This window comes from Escherichia sp. AM3 (assembly GCF_032029835.1).
In the GTDB taxonomy this organism is placed as follows: domain Bacteria; phylum Pseudomonadota; class Gammaproteobacteria; order Enterobacterales; family Enterobacteriaceae; genus Escherichia; species Escherichia coli.
Map to the genome: position 1 here is coordinate 1 of NZ_JAVUPQ010000475.1, position 666 is coordinate 666.

General features: G+C 39.2%; 2 pseudogenes. Both read right to left on the reverse strand.

What is annotated here, in order from left to right:
• Positions 1-512, reverse strand: a pseudogene (locus RTW80_RS26695) (hypothetical protein); the annotation flags it as partial.
• 24 nt (positions 513-536) lie between these two features.
• Positions 537-666: pseudogene (locus RTW80_RS26700) on the reverse strand (CopG family transcriptional regulator); the annotation flags it as partial.

The window sequence follows — 666 nt, forward strand, 5'->3', positions numbered from 1 at the left end:
GCATGATGTGAACCACCACTGTTTAAAGCCACATATCGGTCAATCCAAGAGTAATATTTAACATTAATAGGATCGCGAGGCTTGAAACCTTCATGCTCAATGTGCCATATATTATCCTCCCAGTCTGAAATATTTTCAGCTTTCAGATTTTCGGCAGGATACATCCCCTCTCCCCACGAATAAAGATCTTTGAACCAACTACCATTTATTACCTTGCTCCATCCACAACCGAAACTTTTCGAGTCAGTCAGAGATTGTATTTTGTTAAAATCGAAGTCCAGAGAGTGTTTCTTATCTGTAGTTATTAAGTTGCTCAGAATTTCAGCCAGATCCCTGTCAATATATCTCAGTGAGTATTCGCTAAATATATTTTCAAGCTGCAATATGGTGTCTGCATCTGCTGTAGGTTTAAATAACTTAATATCAGCAAGATTTTTAAACGTTGCTGTGGTCAGTTTATGGTGATCTGTCAACCTGTAGAGGTTACAGATCAATTCGGTTAAATATCTCATAGATTTTCATCCATGCTTCTATGGTTAGAATTTTGCAGACTCAAGCAACCAGTGATTCTTTATGTTTTCATCCTGGCTGTTGTACATCGCCAGCGCCGCTTTGAGAACGGTTGTTTTGCTCTGCCCTGTTCTGATAGCTTCAGCTTCCAGTATG